The 19053-nt window shown below is 48.2% G+C and carries 13 protein-coding genes; 9 read left to right on the top strand and 4 right to left on the bottom strand.

What is annotated here, in order from left to right:
• Positions 1-6: 6 nt before the first annotated feature.
• From J2736_RS29620 to J2736_RS29630, 3 genes are all read right to left on the bottom strand, one after another.
• A complete protein-coding gene (locus J2736_RS29620; RefSeq protein ID WP_310502186.1) occupies positions 7-4557 on the bottom strand; it encodes a glutamate synthase-related protein in 4551 nt (1516 codons plus the stop codon).
• A 518-nt stretch (positions 4558-5075) separates the two neighbouring features.
• Positions 5076-6416: a glutamate-1-semialdehyde 2,1-aminomutase gene (locus J2736_RS29625; RefSeq protein WP_310502187.1), complete on the bottom strand. Its 1341-nt coding sequence runs from the start codon at positions 6414-6416 to the stop codon at positions 5076-5078.
• A gap of 625 nt (positions 6417-7041) precedes the next feature.
• Positions 7042-8088, bottom strand: a complete 1047-nt coding sequence (locus J2736_RS29630; protein WP_310502188.1) for an LCP family protein — start codon at positions 8086-8088, stop codon at positions 7042-7044.
• Between the two features lie 232 nt (positions 8089-8320).
• Between J2736_RS29630 and J2736_RS29635 the strand changes: the two genes are divergently transcribed.
• From J2736_RS29635 to J2736_RS29645, 3 genes are read left to right on the top strand one after another with little or no spacing between them, the layout of a single operon-like run.
• The gene (locus J2736_RS29635; RefSeq protein ID WP_310502189.1) at positions 8321-9373 is read left to right on the top strand and encodes an ABC transporter ATP-binding protein; all 1053 of its coding nucleotides are present in this window, start codon (positions 8321-8323) and stop codon (positions 9371-9373) included.
• A complete protein-coding gene (locus J2736_RS29640) occupies positions 9366-10160 on the top strand; it encodes an ABC transporter permease (protein ID WP_310502190.1) in 795 nt (264 codons plus the stop codon). The genes J2736_RS29635 and J2736_RS29640 overlap by 8 nt, the downstream gene beginning before the upstream one ends.
• Positions 10161-10163: 3 nt before the next feature.
• On the top strand, positions 10164-10949 hold the full coding sequence (locus tag J2736_RS29645) for an ABC transporter permease (protein ID WP_310502191.1): 786 nt from the start codon (positions 10164-10166) through the stop codon (positions 10947-10949).
• A gap of 95 nt (positions 10950-11044) precedes the next feature.
• Here the strand turns inward: J2736_RS29645 and J2736_RS29650 are convergent, their stop codons facing one another.
• Complete coding sequence (locus J2736_RS29650) at positions 11045-11923, bottom strand: YheC/YheD family protein (protein ID WP_310502192.1); 879 nt, start codon at positions 11921-11923, stop codon at positions 11045-11047.
• A gap of 201 nt (positions 11924-12124) precedes the next feature.
• Between J2736_RS29650 and J2736_RS29655 the strand changes: the two genes are divergently transcribed.
• The 6 genes from J2736_RS29655 (at position 12125) to bcp (ending at position 19046) form a co-directional block, all read left to right on the top strand.
• Positions 12125-13345, top strand: coding sequence for a phenylacetate--CoA ligase family protein (locus J2736_RS29655; protein ID WP_310502193.1), 1221 nt, complete (start codon positions 12125-12127; stop codon positions 13343-13345).
• Between the two features lie 14 nt (positions 13346-13359).
• The gene (sbnA, locus tag J2736_RS29660; RefSeq protein WP_310502194.1) at positions 13360-14325 is read left to right on the top strand and encodes a 2,3-diaminopropionate biosynthesis protein SbnA; all 966 of its coding nucleotides are present in this window, start codon (positions 13360-13362) and stop codon (positions 14323-14325) included.
• A gap of 16 nt (positions 14326-14341) precedes the next feature.
• Positions 14342-15322, top strand: coding sequence for a 2,3-diaminopropionate biosynthesis protein SbnB (locus J2736_RS29665; protein WP_310502195.1), 981 nt, complete (start codon positions 14342-14344; stop codon positions 15320-15322).
• Positions 15323-16175: 853 nt separating this feature from the next.
• A complete protein-coding gene (locus J2736_RS29670) occupies positions 16176-17447 on the top strand; it encodes a phytoene desaturase family protein (RefSeq protein WP_310502196.1) in 1272 nt (423 codons plus the stop codon).
• Positions 17448-17494: 47 nt separating this feature from the next.
• Entirely contained in the window at positions 17495-18388 is an 894-nt protein-coding gene (locus J2736_RS29675; protein ID WP_310502197.1) for an RNA polymerase sigma-70 factor, read from the top strand.
• A gap of 175 nt (positions 18389-18563) precedes the next feature.
• Positions 18564-19046 (top strand): thioredoxin-dependent thiol peroxidase, encoded by a 483-nt coding sequence (gene bcp / locus J2736_RS29680; protein WP_310502198.1) that lies wholly within the window; start codon positions 18564-18566, stop codon positions 19044-19046.
• The last annotated feature ends 7 nt before the right edge of the window (positions 19047-19053 follow it).

Below are 19053 nucleotides of genomic sequence, written 5' to 3' on the forward strand. Positions count from 1 at the left end.
TTTCTACTATTCTGTAGCAACGGATTGGTCAGCTTGCATGTTGACCGGGGAGATACGGATAAAGTTAGCTTCTAGATTGCTTAGCAAACCTTCGATTTTCGCCGCGGCTTCGGATTGACCGGAGTTCGCAAGCTCAGCGTGGTAAGCTGTGAGCAATTCAGTAAGGTCTTTTTTACTTTGAAGACCGATAGGCTCAAGTTTAACTTTAGCCCCTTTTGCAATACGACGCTCGATCGCTGCTTGATCAAGACCCATTTCTGGAACTAGACGTTGGTAGATAACCCCACCGGTCATACCCGCACAGATCCATGGACCAGGATCGCCCATAACAACGGCACGGCCGTTTGTCATGTACTCGAACGCGAAGCCTTTAAGGTTCGCACGAGCTGCTAGACCGCCAAGCTCATCTCGTAGAGGAGTCGTGATTTCGCCACCGAAGACAACGTCAGCACCGGAGAACCGGATACATGCACGCGTATCTGCGCTGCCTTGGATCAAGAACAAGCCTTTTTGTGCGCCGTAACCGAACGATTTACCAACGCTACCGTTAATGAACGTGTTGTTTTGGCCAAGGGACTTCACGATGGCAACTTTACCACCGAACGCCATTTTACCAAGACCATCTTCAGCTCCACCGTGAACTGTGATGTTAACGCCGCGTGCGTTGAATGCCGCCAGCCCGTTACCAGGAACGGAACCGTCAACAAGGTTCAATGCAACAGCTGGAAGTTCATCGTAGCTGCCGTTGAAACGGTCTCTTACACGATGGCTGGAATAACGAGTTCCTAGGATACGGGACTCCGCATCCACTTTGGACCAGTTGCGAACAACAGGAGCGTCGAACGATACGGAATCAGGGAAGAATTCCAAACCTTCTGCGCCAGCCGCGATACGGATATCGGATGAAACTGCTGCTTCTTCAAGCGCTCTTTCAGCATCGGATATTTGGTGCATTGGAACAAAACGTAGAATATCGGACAGATCAATACGTTCATTGTGGCTGACTTGCTCCAAAAGATCGGAACGACCCACAAGCTCTTGCAAGCTTGAGAAACCAAGCGAAGCAACGACTTCACGTACTTCTTCGCCGATGCCGCCGAACAGGCGAACCAGGCTATCTACAGCTGTATCGAAAACACGCGGTACGAAACGGCGAAGACCTTTTTCTTCGGCTTCTTCCATGGAATCGATTTGTGTTGCGATACCAACGTGACAAGTGTCTAAGTGACAACCACGGCAAGTTGTACAACCGATGGACTGCATCGCGATGGAACCAAAACCTGCACGGTTTGCACCAAGCATAATCATTTTAACAACGTCGGAACCGGATTTCAGACCGCCATCAGACCATAGCTCAACGCGGTGACGAAGACCAGCTTCGATCAAAGCAACGTGAGCAAGTTTCGTACCGATCTCAGTTGGAAGACCAACGTGCGTCAAGGAGTGAATACGAGCAGCACCTGTACCGCCATCGAAACCGGAAAGCGTGATAACGTCAGCGCCAGCTTTTGCAACACCAACTGCAATCGTACCGATACCAGGAACAACTGGGATTTTAACAATGATTTTAGCTTTACGGCCGCTGCCTTCTTTAAGCTCGGAAATGATTTGCGCCAAATCCTCGATGGAGTAGATATCGTGGTTGTTGGAAGGCGAGATCAAGTCTGAACCGATTGTAGCGTTACGTGCTTCAGCGATTTTCGCTGTAACTTTGGAACCTGGTAAGTGACCGCCTTCACCTGGCTTTGCCCCTTGACCGATTTTGATCTCAAGGAAAGCTACTGCGTTAGCGAGCTCGATGTTAACACCGAAACGTCCGGAAGCGACTTGCGCTCCGCGCGTTCTTTTGTAACGGCCAAGCATATCTTTAATCTCTCCGCCCTCGCCGTTCATGGTTACCATGTTCAGGCGTTCGCCGGCTTCAGCGTAGGCACGGAAAGCTGTTTCGTTTTGTGAACCGAAGGACATCGAAGAAATCAACATCGGCAAGGAATGACCGCCAATGGAGATATCAACTTGTGACGGATCGAGTGGCTGACGACCATCGCTCAATGCTTTGGCAACGTTGAAGCCAGCAATGTGACGAATGGAAATCGGATTCTTCTTCTCTTCTTCACGCAGTTTGTCGCGGTAGTCGGCGTAAGGAGCAGCTCCTGATGCAGCATCGCCTAGCGCTTTCCACATACGTTGGAAGAAACGGAAGTTTTTCGCAGCTTTCGCTTTTGGATTTGTGAAATCCGCATAACGTGCTTCAGCCTCAGCTTCAAGCTGTGCAAAGCCAGTTCCTGCTTTTTCACTACCCAAGTAGTTCACGATATCCAGCACCTCGGATACTTCCGGATGGAAGCCGATGGAGGAGAAGAAACGTGTGTAACCACGAAGCTCGTGTGTTCCGATTGTTGAAATAACTTTTTCAAGACCTTTAGTAAGAGCCGCGTATACTTTACGTGCAGCTGCTGCTTGGCCTTCTTTGTCAGAAGCCGTGGAGAAGAGCAAGTAAGGTGAGATCACATCTGCACCAAGACCACAAGCTACCGCGATATCATGCAGACTGCGAATAGCAGCTGAACGAAGGATCAGTGTAACTTGACGGCGCAAGTTGTCGCCGAAACCGAGTTTTTCTGCACGAAGTGCAATGTCGATTTTGGAAACAGCTAGGTGCGGATCTAGCCACAAACGGTCATTCTGATGAGCTTCTGCATCGTCCAAGACGAGAAGAACAGCGCCATTACGTACTGCAGAGATTGCATCTGCTGCAAGTTGGTTCAAGCCGTCTTGTAGTGAAGTTCCTCTAGCGAAAGTTGTGGATAGAACAGCTACTTTGTTATCGCCTTGCGCACGGAATTGTGCAAGCAATTGCTCCAAAGAAGGCTGGGATAAATTCTCTTCGCTGCCTACACCGTTCGTTCCTTCAAGGACAAGTGGAGTTAGAAGCTCAAGACGAAGATTGTCATCCACTTGTGCAAATACCGGAAGACGAGCTCCAGCGATAACGCGCGTGGAGAAATGCTCCATTTCACGGTCACGGTCAATAGCTGGGTTCGTTACAACGGCAACACTTTCTTTAATGAAGTCAGGTACGTTGGTGCGTTCCCATGCAAGAGCCGCGTGCGGTGAATCATGACCTAATGAACGGATTGGCTCAGCGCCAGTTTCAGACATGGATTCAATGTGTGAAATACCGTCACGATCCCAACCAAATGCACTGTATAATTGGTCGGTTGTTACAGCATTCTCATTAAGTTCAGCTTCGGTATTCGTTACGGCAGGGTTCAAATAAGAGCGAAGACCGCCCAAATTTACACGCTTGCTTACACGATCATAGACCAAGGATTGAACTTCATGGTAAGGAATCACTTGAATGTGCTCGCCTGGTGTTAGAACAACACCGACTTTCTCACCTGGAGCGATCGGTTTCGGATCAGCGACCATTTCGCCAACCGTGATAACACCTTGCTCGGATGAGAAGTAGAGGGACGTGTCACTTTCAACCATCCATACTGGACGAAGACCTAATGCATCTACGCTGAAAATACACTCGTTGCCGTAACGGGAAACGATACCTGCTGGACCTTGTGCAAAGTGGCCCCAAACTTGACGGTAGTACACATAAAGATCTTGAAGCTCCGGACGGAACTGTTTCATTTCATTAATAATAGGAGGGAATACCATTTCCATGGCTTCGAATAGGGATAAGCCAAAACGGTGAATGAACGTTTCAATCGTTCTGTTCATGTCTTGGGAGTCAGACCCGCCGCTAACCAGTGGAACACCAACCATGTCAGCTTCAAGACGAAGTTTTTTCACTGTGTTGATTTCACCGTTATGTCCAAGAAGGGAGAACGGTTGAACACGGAAGAAGCTGGACAATGTGTTTGTTGAATAACGGTTATGACCAATTGTTACTTGGGAAGCAAACAAAGGATCACGCAAGTCATTGAAATATTTAGGTAGGATGCTTGCTGCACCTAGTACTTTGTAAGCAGATGTCACATTGCTTAGTGTTGCAACATGTACGTTGTAACGATCTTCAATTGCAATATGCAGTTCATAAAGATGATCGGCAACTTGACCTTCGGTTTTGTTGCTTATACCTGCAATTTGCCAGAACGTAGGCTCATCGAGTAAACCGTTAGCACCTAGTGAACCACTGTCAACCAGGTTTTCTTGTTCAAGAATAATGGATACATCATGGGAGGCAAAAAGCTCACGAATGCCGTTTTGAATCTCAGCAGCAGTCAGGTCCAACTTGCGTGGAACAAAGATATGTCCAACAGAAAAACGGTTATCATAAGCAAGCTTACCGTCCAGACCCGCATCTGTTAATTTCTTCTCCCACAAAGCACGTGGGATGTCTGTTAGAATACCGCAACCATCGCCCTCACCATTGATAAATCCTGAACGATGTTCCATTTTAACAAGGGCATCAATCGTTTTTTGGATGTTATCACGGGAAGGATGACCATTCTTCTCAATAATACAAATAATACCGCAGCTGTCGTGTTCGGTTCCTAGTAGATCTTGAAAACGGCCTTCATTACGCATAATTTCATTCATTGCTCTGGTCAGTCGCCTGACCGTCACCCCCCATACAAAATTAAACTCCTCTTACTTGCGCTTCTTGCATTCTGTCACGGTTAAACCTACTAGTCATCGCATTTTCCGGGTTAATCCATATTGTGGGCTAAATCCGAAGTATGCATGATCGTGTATAAATATGCAAAATAACTGAATATCATGCCAATTTACAGGAGGTAAAACTCTCAAAATACGGCATAAATCGACTAGTAACAAACTAAGGCATCACGCACAAAAATCTGTATGGTATTTGTAAATCATGCCCTAACTTTCTAGGAAAATACTGTGAAAACAAGTGGTTTCGCTAAAAGGGTAAAAGTAATCTTAGAATAGCATGAAAAAGTTCATCCGACAATACTTGCAGACGCAAATCACGAATGTAAGCGTTATCTTTTCTGTATATAGTTGAATAAAAGTATAATTCTAACAACTCATGTAAGGGTATAAAGACGAACGAACTATAATCCATACAGGATCATAGTTCGTTTTTGGGACAATCAGCGTGTTTTCATGATCTTAAAAGCCTGATCTGCAGCAGCGAGAGTTTGGGCAATGTCCTCTTCGGTATGGGCAATTGTCATGAACCAAGCTTCGTATTTGGAAGGGGCGAGATTGATACCTTGCTCCAGCATGAGTCGGAAGAAATCGGCGAAGCGTTCGCCGTCCGTATCTTGCGCTTCCTCATAATTGGTGATCGGATGATCACAAAAATGAGTAGAGAATGCGCCGCCGATGCGGTTCAGCGTCATGGGGATACCGTGGCGGGCAGCAGATTCCGCGATGCCATTGGCGAGTGTTGAGCCAAGCTGCTCAAGCTTGGTATAAACGCCCGGCTGCTGGAGCACCTCCAAGCAGGCGATACCGGCGGAGATGGAGGCGGGATTCCCCGCCATCGTGCCGGCTTGATACGCAGGTCCGAGCGGTGCGACCTGCTCCATCACTTCCTTGCGGCCCCCGTAGGCCCCGATCGGCAGCCCGCCGCCGATCACTTTGCCGAGGGCCGTCAGGTCCGGTTCAATCGCGGCGAACCGCGATTGTGGGTTGCCTCCCTCTAGGATAGGGAGGCCTTCATAGGTCTGTGCCGTTCCGTAATGGAATCGGAACGCCGTGATCACCTCGTCGTAGATGACGAGGGCGCCGTGTTTGCGAGCAGCTGCGCAGAGCTGCTCGAGGTAGCCGGCATGGGGCATGACCATGCCGAAGTTGCCGACGATGGGCTCGACCATTACCGCGGCAATGTCTTCACCCCAACGCGCAAGCGCGGCCTCTAGTGCCGGAATGTCGTTGAACGGCACGGTGATGACCTCTTGCGCGATGCTCGCCGGTACGCCGGCGCTGTCCGGCGTGCCTAGGGTGGACGGCCCGGAGCCGGCCGCCACGAGCACGAGATCCGAGTGGCCGTGGTAGCACCCGGCAAACTTAATGATCTTGGTGCGCTTCGTGTAAGCGCGCGCCACGCGAATCGTCGTCATCACGGCCTCGGTGCCGGAGTTAACGAAACGCACTTTGTCGAGCGAGGGAATCGCCGACTTCAGCATGCGGGCGAACTCGATCTCGAGTTCGGTGGGGGTGCCGTACAGCGTGCCGTTCTGTGCGGCGCGTATAATCGCTTCGGTCACGTGCGGATGCGCGTGACCGGTAATGATCGGGCCATAGGCGGCGAGGTAGTCAATGAAGCGATTCCCGTCTACGTCCCAGAAGTGTGCGCCTTGCGCACGCTTCATGAAGACGGGCGCGCCGCCGCCGACGGCTTTGAACGAGCGGGAAGGGGAGTTGACCCCGCCGACGATGTGTTGCAGTGCTTCTTGATAGAGGATTTCAGATTGCTTACGTTCCATGAGTAAATCATTCCTTTATATGTAGTAGTGGTATTAATTCATTAAGTAGCGAACCTGACCTGCACCAAACGAAGGGGAACGAGAGGACGCTATTTGTGGTATTGCGATTGTTATGGAGTGGGAAGGAGAACGAGCGTGCGCTATTTCACCGAAATGTCGTGAATACCTGCCAAAACTACAAAATAGTGCACTGACGTTCCGCTTCGTCGAAAAATTTGGTTGATCTAGAGCAAATAGCACACTGACGTTCCCTTAGGATTGGAAAAACCCCTGGCAACCCCGACAACCCCTCGTACCTTTCACCAACCCCCGTGGCAACTAACAAATTACGAATGACAAATTTCCAATTTTGTCATTTGTAAATATTATGAGCAGTTATACACCACCTCGGAGAATGAGATTCGGGTAAAATGATTTGGTGTTCCTTGTGTTCACAAATGACAAATTTCCAATTTTGTCATTCGTAGTGTTTTTGCAGCGTTATGCACCGCTTCGGGAACAAGTTTGGAGTGCGCACGTGCACATCTGCCAATCGCTTCACTCGACGCGAATGCTTGCTCATACAAAAAATAAGAGTGGATACCCACTCTTATTATCCGTTTTTCGCGTTATGCACGCAGCGTTACTATTTCACAGTTTTCCCAGCAACTTTCGGTGTTGGCGAAGGTGAAGGCTTGGTTGGGCCAGTATCGGCTTCTGCGGTACCGGCGAAAAGGTTTTTGATGTACTGCTGTAGCTTCAGTTTATCCGCTGTAATTACGGATGCGCCGCGGATCGTTTTCTCCATAAGCAAGTCGGATGGAGGGAGCTGCGACGAGACGATACCGTCTGCTTTGGCTTCATAGCCAAGGCTTCCGAGCTTGAGCATGTCCGTTACGCTAAGATTCGTATCAATGTACGGATCGATTGCATTCAGAATGCGCGGCAGCTTGATCAGCGATGAAGTGGATTGCATTTTAGCCGCAACAGCGGTCAGGAACTTTCTTTGTCTCTCTGTTCTGGAAAAGTCGGACAAGGCATCATGGCGGAAACGTACATATTGTAGGGCTGTTTTGCCGTCTAGATGCTGCTGTCCCTTTTTCAAATTAATATCGTAGACATGATCATCTTCGGAATCGGAATATTTCATGTCTTTCTCGACATCAATATCGATTCCTCCAACAGCGTCGATAAGTGCGATGAAGCCTTTGAAGTCCGTGTAAACATAGTATTGAACTGGGATGCCGAGCAGGTCACTAACAGTTTTCATAGCCAGGTTAGGTCCACCAGATGTTATCGCCGTATTGATTCGATCTTCGCCCTCGCCGGGGATTTTCACGTAAGTATCACGCAGGATCGAGAACAGATGAGCCTTTTTCGTGACGGGGTCGATGGAAGCCAGCATAATACTGTCTGATCGCGGTAACTCATTTTTTACCATGCCACGAGAATCGCCGCCTAACAGCAAAATATTGACCCGCTGCTTGCTTTCCCATTTCGGTGGCGTGTATTTTTCTCCATTATCCTTTACGTTATTCGGAATTAAGGTTGTGCTTCCACTTCCTTTACCACCAGTATTATCTGAATTATGAGAGATATTGTTAGCGAAGCTGTAGAAGGCGTAAGAATAATAGCCAGCGACCACGATAAGAAGCATGACAATTAGGAGCATGGTCCGTTTGAAGATTTTCATACTATGTAAGCTCCTCTCCAAGGTAAATTTCCAGGTCATTTTAAAAGGGAATATACGATGCGTGCTAATCTGTACTTTTTTTTCTTACAGAATTGAGTTATCATGAGCATGTTGATGTGGTAGGAAACGTCATTATGATCCATATTATAGATGCTACGAAACTTCGATAGCAAGTTATGACGAATGGTGCCGTAATCTGTAACCGAGACGACAAAGTCAGGGGGGAAGACGCATGTTAGCCATAGATGTTCAAATGCTACGCAAGGAATTTCAAGTTCAGCAAAGCCGCGGTGGCCTCAAAGGGGCCGTGCAGGATTTATTCAAACGAGAGTATAAGCAAATTACAGCCGTGAAGGACATAAGCTTTCAGATTCCGAAAGGCGAAATTTGTGGATATATTGGTGAAAATGGTGCAGGGAAGTCAACGACGATCAAAATGCTGACGGGAATTCTCGTGCCAACGTCAGGCCATATCAAGGTGAATGGATACGTGCCTTTTAAAGAACGTGAGAAATTCGTGGCTGGGATCGGCGTTGTTTTCGGTCAGCGCAGCCAGCTGTGGTGGGACATCGGTGTGGTAGAGTCGTTCCAGCTGTTGAAAAAGGTGTATCGGGTCTCCGAGGCCGACTACAAGAAACGTCTCGACGAGCTTGTTGACCGTTTGCAGCTGTCAGATCTTTTGTCACGACCTGTCCGTAAGTTGAGCTTGGGTCAGCGGATGCGCTGTGAATTAGCGGCTTCTTTGCTGCATAATCCCGAAATTTTGTTTCTGGATGAGCCGACCATCGGCCTCGACATTGTTGTAAAAACAGAGATCCGCGAATTTTTGAAGTCGCTTAATCAGCGGTATGAGACGACAATTCTGTTGACAACGCACGATTTGCAAGACATCGAAGCGTTATGCTCCCGTGTTATTATGCTAGATGACGGCCGAATTATTTATGATGGCGGTCTGGAAGAATTGAAAGCGAGATGGGGCAAGGGTAAAGAGGTTGTGCTTCAATTCGAGCAAGCGACAACGTTAGCCCGCCTTCAAGAGTTGACGCTAGGCTTGGATGTAGCTTGGCAGCTAGATAATGAGCTATCCGCCAAAGTGTTCATTCCTTATGAAAGAGCGAATATCTCTGATGTATTAAGCCGCGTTGTTGGCGTACTGCAAATCCAAGATATCAAGATTAATGAAACGAATACGGATGATATTGTTCGTGAAATTTATAAATCAGGTTCAGCCGAAGTAAAACGTTTGGACATCGTTCAGCCAGAGGGAGTCACGACACATGCATAAGGCTTATTTAGAAGTAATACGCATGCGTTTCCTCATGATGCTGGCTTATCGGGTCAATTACTACAGCGGGATTCTGATCTATGCGCTTAATATTGGCTCGTACTATTTCGTCTACAAAGCGATTTACGGCGACCAAGCAGTCATTGGGGGGCTTACCCTAGGTCAAATGACAACCTATGTGGCGATTTCCTGGATGGGCCGCGCTTTCTATTTTAATAACCTTGATCGTGAGATTGCTAACGAGATTCGGGATGGAAGTGTCGCGATTCAATTCATCCGGCCTTACAATTATATTTTTGTGAAAATGATGCAAGGGTTAGGCGAAGGGGTTTTTCGACTATTGCTCTTCACGACACCGGGCATGATTCTGATCTGGCTGCTGCTTCCAATTCAATTCCCTACTGATCCGAGCTTATGGGTCATTTACTTAGTCATGCTGTTCTTTAGCTTTTTGATTAATACACAGTTGAATATTATTACGGGCCTGTTTGCTTTTTTTCTTGAAAATAATGAGGGTCTTATGCGTATGAAGCGTGTAGCGGTTGACCTATTCTCAGGTCTCATCATTCCGATATCCTTCTTCCCAGGATGGTCCAAGTCCGTTCTTGAATGGCTGCCTTTTCAGGCGATTACGTACTTGCCCAGTGCCGTGTTTACAGGAAAAATAACGGGCAATGCAATACTTCAGAATTTTGGCGTACAGGTACTATGGTTCATGCTCCTCATTATTCCAATTTATGTACTGTGGGTAAAATCCAAAACACGTCTATTCGTACAGGGAGGGTAACGCATGTTTTATTTCACCCTCATTTTTGACTATTTCAAAAACTACATGAAAACAAGGCTCACCTACCGATCCGATTTTTGGATTGAAGTGTTGTCCGACTTGTTGTTCAATGGGTTGAATCTATTCTTTATTCTTGTCGTCTTTTTGCAAACGCAATCGCTTGGCGGCTGGAATCAAGAACAAATTTTGTTCATCTACGGTTATTTTATGATCCCATATGGCATATTTATTTCCTTTTTTAATTTATGGGGTTTTAGTGAGCGCTACATTGTCAAAGGAGAGATGGATCGTATCCTAACGAGACCTGCTTATAATCTCTGGCAGCTGATGCTCGAAAATCTGGATCCAGCTTCTTTGTTCAGTGCATTGGCTGGTTTGGTCGTCATGGTCTACTCCTGGGTACAGTTGGATTTGCCGTTCCACTGGCATGATCCGTTGATTTTCATCGTCATGGTGGTAGGCTCGATCCTTATTTATGCAGGCGTATATATCTCGTTAACCTCATTGGCGTTCTTCTCCGATGCACCAACGGGCATATTACCGCTCATATGGAATATTCAAAACTATGGGCGTTATCCGGCAACTATTTATAATAAATTGTTACGAAGTATTCTCACGTGGATTCTGCCGTTTGCGTTTGTTGGCTTCTATCCAGCCGCCTATTTCATTGATCCAGACAACTGGAAGTGGTTCGCGCTGTTAACCCCAGTGATGGGCATCGCTTTTAGTGCGCTCGGCATCACGGTATGGAACATTGGCGTGAAGCGGTACCGCGGAGCAGGTTCATAACTCAAATCATAAGGCCGTCCTACAAGGTAAATAACCTTGCGGGACGGCTCTTTGTGTTTGATCGCCAGGAAAACGAGCTGTAACGGCGAGAAATTTCATTTATTCTCAGAAGGAGGCTCTGAAAAAGGTTCGATTGGAGGTTCTACGTTCTGAAACGGCTGATTAACAGAAGTGGTGGATAACCTCCCCTTAGGCGCCTTCTTCGCTTTCGAGCAGGTTAGATCATACTTTCGACCATTAGCTCTGCCCAACCGGACGATTCGGCGGATGATGGATTTGTCTTCCAACTTGGTGAAGGGACAAGGATCTGGCCGTGTATTGACCTCTAGGATCCATGGCTTTAGCCCTTGGTCGACAGCGATGTCGATGCCGAGCTCATTCATGCCGGGATAGGTGCGGCTTAATTGAGCAGAAGTCCAATAGGCAATTTTCTCCATTTTAAACATAAGAATAGATGTGGCATCAACGCCGAACCGGGGTTCCAAAAGGTCGTAAGGGCTGTAGATCGTACCACCTTGACTGCCATTGGTGACAGCTTTCTGTGGATGGGCAACCCTAGCTGCTGTACCCGTACATACCCATTTTCCGGAGGGGGCGCGTTGAACCATGACACGGAAGTCGTAAGGACTGCCTTCGTGAGTCAAAACGTAGATCCCCTTCTGAATGAGATATCGTTTGGTGCCGCAGCGGCGCTGCAGCGATTGATACATGCGCTCAAAGGTCGGAAAACGATAGATGTTCACCCCGCTCTGATAGCGGTAAGTGCCTCCGCGTTTCTCGACGCGCATAACGCCTATCCCAAGGGAGCCGATGTCGGGTTTAACATAGAGCATATTGTGCTGGGCAAGCATGGATGACAACCTGCTGCGATCAAAAGGATGCGTAGTCGGCACATACTGGCGCAGCTTCACATTCCGAATCATGATGCGTGTTTTAATCCATTTGCTTGAAACAGCCTTCAGTGAACTTGTCATGGGGAAGATCCTCTTTCTACCGAGTACGGCGTTTCATTATTTCAATATGATATGAGGCAGAGGGGAGGCAGGTGAACAGGGAAAGTGGGGTTATCGCTTAGGAATAACGAACGATGGGTGAGAAGGGCGCATAGAATATGTAGGCAGGTAGATTTGGGTGCATGTTCCGTTAGTGGAGCTGAGAGGAGGAGCCGCACGTCTATGCACATGAAAGAAGTTACAAACAGGATGAAGCGGCAATTTCCTTGGTTGCTGCCAGAACTTGAGCAAGATGTTCCATCGGATAAAGAGGAATTTGGCGTGGTTGATGAATTGCCGCTAGTGACAGCGGGTATGTTGGAATCGTTTTACTATTCGGAGGCTAACCCGTTTCTGCTGCAAGCTGATATGAATCGGTATCAGACGTCAGGCACGAGCTCGAAGCGGCGGAAGACTATTTTTTATTCGCAAGCTGACGAGGAGGCTTATTTGCGAGTAAAATTGGACGTCTTTCGGGCGATTCTTGCAGGCACTTGTTACCGTACTGCGATGGCAGACATGGGGACTGGGCATGCGGAGGCGACGGCGGTCGAGGTGTTTCGCGAGCTCGGGATGGAGGTCGAATCGGTATCCTTTCGGCTGCCAATCGAGCAGCATGTGGAACGGCTTCAGAGCTTCAGACCCGAGGTGCTGTATACGATGCCGTCGATATTGGATCGGATTTTGCAAGCGTCGGATGATCCTGCAAGCTATGGCATCCAGCATGTCATTCTGGTAGGCGAAATAGCTTCGCCAGGCTGGAGGCTGCGGACAGCTGAAAGATTAGGGATAGCTGAGACGCAGATCACTGATACGTATGGCTCCATCGAGATAGGGACCATTGCTTACTTCTCACATGCATACGGCAGATACTTATTTGCTGAGGGCATTCTTGCAGAGGGTATCACGACGGAGCAGTTAGATGGCGAGTTGGAGCCTCTGCCGGATGAGTTGGAGCGTGTGTTGGTTCTCACCTCAACGATTAGAGATTCGTTCCCAGCGCTGCGATACGTGACCTACGATGTCGTACGTGATTTGAGAGCGATAGCGGTTGAAGGTGTTCTTACACAGAGTTTTCAGAGCATCGTAAAACGCATTGGACCTGATTTGAAGCACGGCGAGAAAATCAGTATCTATGATATTGAGGACGTCGTATATGCTCACCTGCGTGAAGCTAGTGTTCGTGTACAGGTTAGCAGCAACGCTTTAACTGTATTTGTTTACAGTCCACTCGCAACAACAGCGATTCTGGACAGTATCCGAGCAGACGTAGAAAATCGCATTCCAGCGATTGGCATGATGATTCAGGCGAAGCTTTTGGAAGGTATTCAGGTTATCGGGGGCACCTTTGAGGATTCACAGAACCGCACCTCCGTGAAAAATAAGAAGATTTTTTACACGTAAAGGAGGGGATGGCCATGGAGCTTGAAGGAGGTATTGTCCAAGCGATCGGGCATACGCCGCTTATTCGGCTATCACGTTTGTTTAAAGATCAACCCTTTGAAGTGTATGGCAAAATGGAATGGATGAACCCTGGCGGCAGCGCGAAGGATCGACCAGCCTTGTTCATGCTGCGGGAGGCGATCCGCCGAGGCGAGGTGACGAGCGAGAGTGTCATCGTCGAGTCTAGCTCTGGCAACCTGGCGATTAGTCTCGCGCAATTCTGCCGGTATCTCGGGCTTCGCTTCATCTGTGTTGTTGATCCTCGGACGACGCAGCAGCATTTGCAAATCATTCGCAGTTTTCATGGCGAAATCGACCTTGTTTCCGAGCCGGATGAGGCGACGGGTGAGTTTCTGCCAGCCCGCATACGGCGAGTAGCTGAGCTTGTGCGTCAGATCCCGCATGCGTACTGGACGAACCAGTACGGAAGCCCCGATAATGCGTTGGCGCATAGTGAGACGACGATGCGGGAAATCGGCGAGCAGCTAGGCGAGCTTGACTATTTATTTTGCGGAGTAAGCTCGTGTGGAACAATCAGGGGATGTATGGACTATATCCGTAATCGCGGATGGAAGACGCAGATCGTGGCGGTGGATGCCGAAGGCAGTGTTATTTTTGGTGGGGAAAAAGGTCCAAGAAAATTCCCTGGATTAGGTGCTGGTATAACACCGGGTTTGCATCGGCATGATGTGGCAGATAGGGTTATCTATGTTTCAGACAAGGATTGCGTGGAAGGCTGCCGTGCCTTAGTACGGGAAGAAGCCGTGTTAGCGGGCGCTTCCTCCGGAGGCGTTATTTCGGGGATACAACGAATGAGCAGCTTGATTCCTCCTGGAGCTGTTTGCGCAGCCATTTTACCAGACCGTGGTGAACGGTATTTAAATACTGTGTATAACGATAAATGGGTTGAACGAGAGATCGGGCATACACCGAGTAACTAGCATGGGAGACTAGCGGATGTTGTATTTACAGGATGACCATATCCGAGAAATCGGAATCGATTGGAAGAAGCTAACTAACATCATTCAGGATGTTGTTGCTATACAAGATAGTGGAGACTGTGCACACCCTTTGAAGCCATACTTACGCTTTCGCGATCCCCAAAATCGTATCATTGCGATGCCGGCCTATGTAGGCGGTCATATCGCGATGTCGGGCATCAAGTGGATTGCGAGCTTCCCAAATAATCGCCTAATGGGACTTCCTAGGGCTCATAATACACTGATTTTAAATAATCCATCGACAGGAGAGCCTACGGCATTTATCCACAGCGGCCTTTTGAATGGTCTGCGAACGGCAGCGGTTAGCGGCGTGATGATGAATCATTTCGTAAAAGCCCGGTCACTTGGACGTGTGCTCATCCTTTTGATAGGATGGGGGCCGATCGGACGCTTACATTTGGATATGTGTGTGGCTTTGTTTGGAGATCGGATTGATCGTGTCAGTATCTATGATCTCAAGGGAGTTGATCCTGCGACGATTCCTGCTGACATTCATGAGAAGGTGCAGATTGTAAGCGATTGGCGAGCGGGCTACCGTGAGGCTAATGTGATCTTGACCTGCACAGTATCCACTGAGCGGTATATTGATGAAGCTCCGCCTCAGGGGGCGCTCCTTCTCAATGTCTCCCTCCGCGATTATAAACCGGAAAGCGTATCTGGTGTGAAAGCGATCATTGTGGATGATTGGCGCGAGGTATGCCGTGAACAGACAGATATTGAGCAGCTGCACATCCTGTATAACTTACAGGAATCAGACGTACGAACATTAGCGGATGTGGTGCTTCGCGACCAACTAGCGAGTGTGGCAGTAGAGGAACCTGTGTATTTTAATCCGATGGGCTTAGGCATCTTCGACATAGCTATTGCAGGTTATTATTGGCGGGAAGCGTTGCGTATGGAGAAGGGTGTTACGTTAGAGAGAAGTAAGTTGAAATAGTTGAATATTTACAAAAGTAAACAGGGGGCGCCTCGTCGGGAGAGCGTCCTCTGTCTGTTATCCGCATTTATCCACAGAGTTACCCACAAGTCCACAGGGTCATAAGTCCCTGGTGTGTATAACTTATTTGACTCGTATCAACATATCCACATGCTGAGATATCCACAGAAAATTTACTGTGGATTATTTTTTGTCTGTGGATAGTGGTACCCGTCGCTGCTGACAAGAGTTAGCTGGTGGGAAAAACAAGTGTCAGGAGTAAGAGTAAGAGTAAGAGCCAAGAATCAAGAACTAGAACTAGAACTAAAGACTAGAACTAAAGACTAAAACTCAGGGCCCAACCCCAACCCCAACCCCAACCCCAACCCCAACCCCAACCCCAACCCCAACCCCAACCCCAGTAGCTGGTTCCAATCTAATTAACTGGATTTTCTACAGCTATTCGAACCCAATTTCATGTTTTGGATGGGTTAACTGTATTTCCTACAGTTATTTTTCGAAGATTGTTCCAATTCTATCGATTACCAATTTATTAACTGTAGTTTTTACAGCTATTCTCGAAAAAACGTCGAAATCGCGAGAATTAACTGTAGTTTATACAGCTAAAGGTAGAACAAGGTCCTCGCAAACCATAATTCCGCGCCTTGGAGCCGAACAAGCCCTCCACGCACCTTGGACCCGCGGTCGAGAGTGCAATTCCGCCATCCGCGCCCCGCACGCGCGAGCTGCCATCCCTCCTTACGTACCTCAACTCCATGTTGAGCACCCCATGAACAAAATCCTAACTACTTTTGTCACAAAACAAGGACCCATTTCGCCATATAGATATAAAGCGAAACGGAGGATGATGAAGATGATGACCAAATACGATACAGCCGTTATTGGTGGAGGCTTAGCTGGATTCATAGCTGCTCTCGAAGTAGCAAAAGGTGGCGGGAGGGTTGTTCTGCTAGAACGATCGGGGCGAATGGGCGGCCGAGCGATGACGAATAAAAAGAATGGTGCGCTTTTTAACCTTGGCGGGCATGCTTTATACCGGGCAGGGGATGCCTTTCGCATCCTCAAAGAGCTAGGGATTCGCATCGAAGGAGGCGCGCCTGCATCGAAGGTCAAAGCGTTGTGGAACGATGGTGTGGTGCCAATGCCAGCAACACCGCTCAGTATGCTCACATCGAAGCTGCTTTCGTGGTCTGGGAAGCTGGGACTTCTGCGACTCGTCATACGGTTAACGAAAATGGATGCCAGCAAAGTTGAGGATGCATCGCTGAGAGAATGGGCGGAGCAAGAAATTACTGATCCGATGGTTCGGCATATTTTTTACTCATTGTGCCGAACGGCCACATATGCCTATGATCCAGATCATCAGCTTGCTGGTCCGGTGCTTGGGCAGGTGCAGCGCGCATTAAAAGGCGTTCTCTACATTCACGGAGGCTGGCAAACGATCATCGATCAGCTTCAAGAGAAAGCGATTGAAGCGGGTGTCCACATCGTAAGCAGCTCTGATGTAAAAGAAATCGTGCATGCGAATGGTCAAGTGCAGGGCATCAAGCTGGCTGACGAACAAGTGCTAGAAGTATCGCATGTTATCAGCACGGCGTCCCCAATGGAGACCTACAAGCTAGTCCCGAATGCGGACCGTACGATATTGAAGAAGTGGAAGGAAGAAGCGCGCCCCTCGAAGGCAGCTTGCCTTGACTTAGGTTTGAAGAAGCTCCCCATCTCAGGACGAGATTCGGCAATCGCATTAGATCAACCGATCTTTTTCTCGCATCACACCTTGAATGCCAAGCTTAGTGAGGACGGCACTCTCGTTGTGCATATGGTCAAATATAACGGATCTGGAGAAAGTAATCCGAAAGATGATGAGGCAACCCTTACAGCTGTCATGAATACCCTGCATCCAGGTTGGGAACAAGAAGTCGTAGCTAGGCAGTTTCTGCCGAACATAACGGTCGCTAACGATACTTTACATGTAGGAAAAACGAATCTGCAAACAGGCCCAGACGTCCAAGGCCTTCGTGGTCTTTATGTCGCTGGTGACTGGGTAAGCCATGGGGAAATGCTGGCTGATGCTTCGGCCGCAAGCGCTAGACGCGCGGCGCAAGCTATTTTAAAAACGTCTTAGTTCGCTTAGAATGAACCTATCACAGTACAAACGGGAGGTGTGGCAAGATGGAGGAGCAGATCTATCTCTCCTATAAGCCATTGATGTTCTCACTTGCGTATCGCATGCTGGGTAGTGTGATGGATGCGGAAGATGTCGTGCAGGAGGCGTTTCTGTACGCCAATGAGACGAACCTGGACCATGTGCACAATCCCAAGGCCTATCTATGCAAAATCGTAACCAATCGCTGCATCGACAACCTGCGCTCGGCCAGTAAAAAGCGCGAAGTCTATGTCGGGCCTTGGTTGCCAGAGCCACTGTTGACGCCAAGTGCAGATCGTCAGATCTCGCCTGATCTTGCATATACACACAAAGAGTCACTGTCCACCGCGTACTTATTGCTCCTGCAGCAGTTGTCATGGATAGAGCGGGCGGTCTTCCTGCTTCGCGAGGTCCTGCAATACGAGTATGATGAAATCGCCGAGATTGTAGGCAAAAGCAGTACCAATTGCCGGCAAATTTTCCGACGGGCCAAGAATGCGATTAGCCTCCCGCCAGAGCGGGATCTGGAAGCAAAAGCACCGCTCAAACAAACGACAGCCGTCGTGGAACAATTCGTGCATGCTCTAATGTCCGGCAATATAGGCCAGCTGTTAACCCTTGTGAAATCTGATGCGGTACTGTTCTCAGATGGCGGTGGCAAGGTGAAGGCTGCGGTCCACCCTATTACAGGAGTAGAGCGGATCGCCAAGTTCTTGTCTGGGGTTTTGACCAAATTACCAGAGGGCTATCACTTTACCTTAACGTCAGTGAATGACCAACTAGGCATTGTTGCGTTTGTGAATGAGCTGCCTAATAATGTCATGACCTTTCAAGTAGAGGATGGTCAGATCAAGTCATTTTACATCGTCTCGAATCCTGATAAATTGCGGCACCTCGAGAAAAGCCGAACGGAAGCGTGAGGACAAGTGAAGACGAGTGAAACCATAACCACATCATATAGAAAGCTGCTTACGAGTCATTGCGATTCGCAGCAGCTTTTTTCCGTTTGATGTCATTCATGGAATGTCGCATAATGGATAAAGTTGATACTTGGCTAGCAAGAGACAGCAAGAGAAGATTGAGGAGAGAACTACAATGAAAAAAGGGAATGAAACAGCTCTAACGAAGCGTAAAGCACCAGCCTTTTCGCTGCCAGCTTCTAACGGCGAGAAAGTTTCTTTATCGGATTACAAAGGGCGCAAAGTCGTCATTTATTTTTACCCACAAGACAATACACCAACCTGCACACAGGAATCCTGCGACTTTCGAGACTATAACGGGAAATTTGCTGAGTTAGGTGTAGAAGTGATTGGCATTAGCCCGGACGAGCTGAAGGCGCATGATAAATTTATCGCCAAGTACGAGCTGCCATTCCTCCTGCTTTCAGACACGAATCATAAGGTAGCAGAGAAGTATGGGGTGTGGGCGTTGAAAAAGCTGTATGGCCGCGAGTATATGGGCATTATTCGGTCGACGTTTCTTATTAACGAAAAAGGATACATCGTGAAGGAATGGAGTAAAGTGAAAATTAAAAATCACGTACAATCGGTATTAGATGCTGTGATGGAAATGAAATAAACAATCC

This window comes from Paenibacillus qinlingensis (assembly GCF_031455095.1).
Classification (GTDB): Bacteria; Bacillota; Bacilli; order Paenibacillales; family NBRC-103111; genus Paenibacillus_E; species Paenibacillus_E qinlingensis_A.

What these genes read in the sequence shown, in the direction of transcription:
- J2736_RS29645 (WP_310502191.1), top strand. Translation starts at nt 10,164, where the DNA reads ATGTTTTATTTCACCCTCATTTTTGACTATTTCAAAAACTACATGAAA.
- J2736_RS29675 (WP_310502197.1), top strand. Translation starts at nt 17,495, where the DNA reads ATGGAGGAGCAGATCTATCTCTCCTATAAGCCATTGATGTTCTCACTT.
- J2736_RS29655 (WP_310502193.1), top strand. Translation starts at nt 12,125, where the DNA reads ATGCACATGAAAGAAGTTACAAACAGGATGAAGCGGCAATTTCCTTGG.
- sbnA (WP_310502194.1), top strand. Translation starts at nt 13,360, where the DNA reads ATGGAGCTTGAAGGAGGTATTGTCCAAGCGATCGGGCATACGCCGCTT.
- J2736_RS29640 (WP_310502190.1), top strand. Translation starts at nt 9,366, where the DNA reads ATGCATAAGGCTTATTTAGAAGTAATACGCATGCGTTTCCTCATGATG.
- J2736_RS29670 (WP_310502196.1), top strand. Translation starts at nt 16,176, where the DNA reads ATGATGACCAAATACGATACAGCCGTTATTGGTGGAGGCTTAGCTGGA.
- J2736_RS29625 (WP_310502187.1), bottom strand. Translation starts at nt 6,416, where the DNA reads ATGGAACGTAAGCAATCTGAAATCCTCTATCAAGAAGCACTGCAACAC.
- J2736_RS29635 (WP_310502189.1), top strand. Translation starts at nt 8,321, where the DNA reads ATGTTAGCCATAGATGTTCAAATGCTACGCAAGGAATTTCAAGTTCAG.
- J2736_RS29650 (WP_310502192.1), bottom strand. Translation starts at nt 11,923, where the DNA reads ATGACAAGTTCACTGAAGGCTGTTTCAAGCAAATGGATTAAAACACGC.
- J2736_RS29665 (WP_310502195.1), top strand. Translation starts at nt 14,342, where the DNA reads ATGTTGTATTTACAGGATGACCATATCCGAGAAATCGGAATCGATTGG.
- J2736_RS29630 (WP_310502188.1), bottom strand. Translation starts at nt 8,088, where the DNA reads ATGAAAATCTTCAAACGGACCATGCTCCTAATTGTCATGCTTCTTATC.
- bcp (WP_310502198.1), top strand. Translation starts at nt 18,564, where the DNA reads ATGAAAAAAGGGAATGAAACAGCTCTAACGAAGCGTAAAGCACCAGCC.
- J2736_RS29620 (WP_310502186.1), bottom strand. Translation starts at nt 4,557, where the DNA reads ATGAATGAAATTATGCGTAATGAAGGCCGTTTTCAAGATCTACTAGGA.